3 protein-coding genes are annotated in these 4056 nt (G+C 71.2%); all 3 read right to left on the bottom strand.

Features of this window, described 5'->3' with window-relative positions:
* On the bottom strand, positions 1 to 375 hold a 375-nt coding region (locus tag ACFFNX_RS44040; protein ID WP_378212213.1), incomplete at its 3' end, for a biotin/lipoyl-containing protein.
* A gap of 40 nt (positions 376 to 415) precedes the next feature.
* Positions 416 to 1789: a dihydrolipoyl dehydrogenase gene (gene lpdA / locus ACFFNX_RS44035; protein WP_285566894.1), complete on the bottom strand. Its 1374-nt coding sequence runs from the start codon at positions 1787 to 1789 to the stop codon at positions 416 to 418.
* Positions 1790 to 1975: 186 nt separating this feature from the next.
* Complete coding sequence (locus tag ACFFNX_RS44030; RefSeq protein ID WP_378212212.1) at positions 1976 to 3469, bottom strand: leucyl aminopeptidase; 1494 nt, start codon at positions 3467 to 3469, stop codon at positions 1976 to 1978.
* Positions 3470 to 4056: the final 587 nt, after the last annotated feature.

Here is a 4056-nt window from a genome sequence, read left to right as displayed (position 1 = left end):
GGCGGGGCGCTCCGGCTCGGGTGCGGGAGCGGGGGCCTGCTCCGGCTCGGCCTGGGCCTGCTCCGGCTCGGCCTGCTGGGGCGCCTCCTCCTGCTGCTGCGGCTGGGCCTGGGCGCCCGTGTCCGCGCCGGCCTCGCCCTCCTGCGCGATGACCGCCAGCTCGGCGCCGACCTCGACGGTCTCGTCTTCGGCGACGGTGATGCTGCTCAGGACGCCCGCGGCCGGCGAGGGGATCTCGGTGTCGACCTTGTCGGTCGACACTTCGAGGAGCGGCTCATCGGCCTCGACGTGCTCACCTTCCTTCTTGAGCCAGCGGGTGACAGTGCCCTCGGTCACGCTCTCGCCGAGCTGGGGCATGGTTACGGAGACCGACATGGTTCTCAGCGACTCCTCTAAGTGCTGCTTCGGGCGGTGATCAGCCGTGGACGTGCAGTGGCTTGCCGGCGATGGCGAGATGAGCCTCGCCGACCGCCTCGGACTGGGTGGGATGCGGGTGGATCAGCTGGGCGACCTCGGACGGCAGGGCCTCCCAGTTGTAGATCAGCTGGCCCTCGGTGATGAGTTCGCCCACACGGCTGCCGACCATGTGGATGCCCAGGACCGGGCCGTCTTTCTCCGCGATGACCTTCACCTCGCCCTGAGTGCCGAGGATCTTGCTCCGCGGGTTGCCGGCCAGGTCGTAGGTGAAGGAAGTCGTCTCAAGACCGCGCTCTTCGGCCGTCTTGGTGGTGATACCCACCGAGGCGACCTCGGGCTCGGAGTAGGTGATGCGGGGTACGCCGTCGTAGTCGATCGGCGCGGGGTCCAGGCCGCCGAGTCGCTCGGCGACGAGAATGCCCTCGGCGAAGCCGACGTGCGCCAGTTGGAGCGTCGGGATCAGGTCGCCGACCGCGGAGATGGTCTCCACGTTGGTGCGGCAGTATTCGTCGACCTTCACGAAGCCGCGCTCGACCTCGACGCCGACCTCCTCCAGGCCCAGGCCCTCCGAGACCGGGCCCCGGCCGACGGCGACGAGCATGATCTCGGCGTCGAGGGTCTTGCCGCCCTCGAGCGTGACGATCACCCCGGAGTCGGTGTGCTTGACGCCCTCGTAGCGCACGCCGAGCTCGAACTTGATGCCGCGCTTGCGGAACGCGCGCTCGAGCCGCTTGGAGCTGGACTCCTCCTCCAGCGGCAGCAGGTGCGGCAGCGCCTCGACGATGGTCACCTCGGCGCCGAACGAACGCCAGACGCTGGCGAACTCCACGCCGATCACGCCGCCGCCGAGGACCACGACCGACTGCGGGATCCGGTCGAGGGTGAGCGCGTGGTCGCTGGAGATGACCCGCTCACCGTCGATCTCGAGGCCGGGCAGCGACTTGGGCACCGAGCCGGTGGCCAGGACGATGTGGCCGCCCTCGTACGTCGTGTCGCCGACGCGGACCTGCGTGGGCGACACGAGCCGGCCCTCGCCCTCGACGATCGTGATGCCCTTGGACTTGATCAGACCGGTGAGGCCCTTGACGGTGGTGCTGACGACCTTGTCCTTGTAGGCGTGCACGCCCGGCAGGTCGATGCCGTCGAAGCGGGCCTTGACGCCGAAGGTGGCGGCCTCACGTGTCTGGTCGGCGACCTCGGCGGCGTGCAGCAGCGCCTTGGTCGGGATGCAGCCGCGGTTGAGGCACGTGCCGCCCAGCTTGTCCTTCTCGACGAGCAGGACGCTCTTGCCCAGCTCCACCGCGCGCAACGCGCACGCATAGCCGCCGCTGCCACCACCTAGGACGACGATGTCGTAGGTGCTATTCGACACGGGACGCTCCTAACGATGCTCACTCGCGCGCCGGGCGTGGCCGCGATGGTTCTTCCCCGGGAAGCATCTTTCCACTTGTGGCCGGCGCCCGGTGACGTGCCTCCCGCTCACACCGGTATGAACGCGTCGTACGCGGAGGTGTTCCCCAGGTCCGCCGCCGATGGGGGGCCGGGGAACACGCCCTGGTCAAAGCCCCTCGGCGGCGACGTCCTCGGTGATCTGCACGAGGGTGCGCACGGCCGCGCCGGTGCCGCCCTTGGGGGTGTAGCCGTACGGCTCGCCCTTGTGGAACGCCGGGCCGGCGATGTCGAGGTGGGCCCACCGCACGCCCTCCGGCACGAACTCGCGGAGGAACACCCCGGCGGTCAGCATGCCGCCCCAGCGCTCGCCGCTGACGTTGGCGATGTCGGCGACGGAGGACTCGAGGCCCTTGCGCAGCTCCTCGGGCAGCGGCATCGGCCAGACGGCCTCGCCGGCCCGCCCCGCCGCGGCGACCACGCGGTCGCGTACGGCGTCGTCGTTGGCCATCACGCCGGCGGTGCGGGCGCCGAGCGCGACGAGCTGCGCGCCGGTGAGCGTGGCCACGTCGACGACCAGGTCGGGGTCGTCCTCGCCGGAGCGCACGAGCGCGTCGGCCATGACGAGGCGGCCCTCGGCGTCGGTGTTGAGCACCTCGACGGTCTTTCCGCCGTAGATGGTGATCACGTCGGAGGGGCGCTGCGCGGTGCCGCTCGGCATGTTCTCGGCGATGGCGAGGTAACCGACGACGTTGACCTTCGGCGCCAGGCGGGCGATCGCCTTGAGAGCGCCCAGGACGGCGGCGGCGCCGCCCATGTCGGACTTCATCCAGTCCATGGAGTCGGCGGGCTTGAGCGACAGGCCGCCGGAGTCGAAGGTGATGCCCTTGCCGACGAACGCGACGGTGTGCGCGGCCTCGGGGTGCCGGTAGGCGAGACGGACGAGCCGCGGCGGGTTGACCGACCCCTGGCCCACGCCGACGATGCCGCCGTACCCGCCCTCGACCAGCGCCTTCTCGTCGAGGACCTGGACGGAGAGGCCGGTCGCGCCGGCCACCTGCTCGGCGGTCTCGGCGAAGATCTCCGGGCTCAGGTCGGAGGGCGGCGTGTTGACGAGGTCGCGTACCAGCGTGACGGACTCGGCGACGACCTCGGCGCGGTGGAGCGCGTCCCCGGCGTCCGCGGTGCCGACCACGGTCACCTCGCCGACCGGCGTCTTGTGCCCGTCGCCGGTGCGGTAGTTGAGGTAGGCGTAGTTGCCCAGCAGCGCGCCGGTGGCGACGGCGGTGACGTCCTCGGCGGTGGCGGCGGGCAATGCGAGGGCGATCGACGCGGACCCGGCCAGCGAACGCAGCGCGGCCCCGGCCGCGCGGCGCAGGGCCTCACCCCCGTCGGCGGAGGCGTCGCGCTCCTTGCCCAGGCCGACGGCGACGATGACCGGCGCGGACAGCTTGCCGAACGTCGGAAGCTTGGTGATCTCTCCCTGCGCCCCGGTCGCACCCAGGCCGGCCAGGACGGTGGCGAGACCGCCATCGAACGCCCGATCGACACTCTCGGCGCCGGAGGCGAGGTTTATCTCGGGCTCGTTACTGACAACCCCGATCACCACTGCGTCGACGTCGAGGGTTGCGATTTCGGGATTGGCAAGCTTGAGGTTCGTCACGTGGCCAGATGCTAGTCGCACTACTGACTGGTTTCGTCAATTCGATCAACAAGGTCTGGGCCGCTGCCTGCGGGTTTGTCGTCGCCGGTGTCCGCGACCGGCCACCCACCAGGCGTTTCGCCAGCCTGGCTGAAGTTAAGCCATGCTAACGATGTTCCCGCCGGGTGTGTCGACGTGCCACCTGACCTGGCCCGGGACGCCGGAGAGCCGGGTGAACGCCTCGCGCGTCTCACCGGGCGGTCTTCGCCAGGGAGGTCGCGGGCACACGCCGACGATGTCGCAGCTCACGGCGCCGGACTGTCGCGTACGGTCCGCACGCCGGAGGCGGCGCCCGCCGTCAGGAACGTCGTCGCCCCGCGGAGGCGGTCGCGCCGCTCGCCCGCGCCGTGGACGCGACCCGCTGATCCGGGCCGGTCATCCCGCCGAGGACCCGGACCACCCGCTCGGCCAAGGCCGAGAACACCGAGGCCGCCAACCTCGTCGACAACGCCGTCCGCCACAACCGTCCGGGCGGGCGTGGAACGGACGAGGACACGGACCGCCGCCGGGCCCCTCTGGCTTCACGGGCACCGCCCGTACGGGCGCCC

The organism is Actinoallomurus acaciae (assembly GCF_042429965.1).
Taxonomy (GTDB): domain Bacteria; phylum Actinomycetota; class Actinomycetes; order Streptosporangiales; family Streptosporangiaceae; genus Actinoallomurus; species Actinoallomurus acaciae.
The sequence above is the reverse complement of the archived record's forward strand: the minus strand, read 5'-3'. Positions and strand labels throughout refer to the sequence as shown.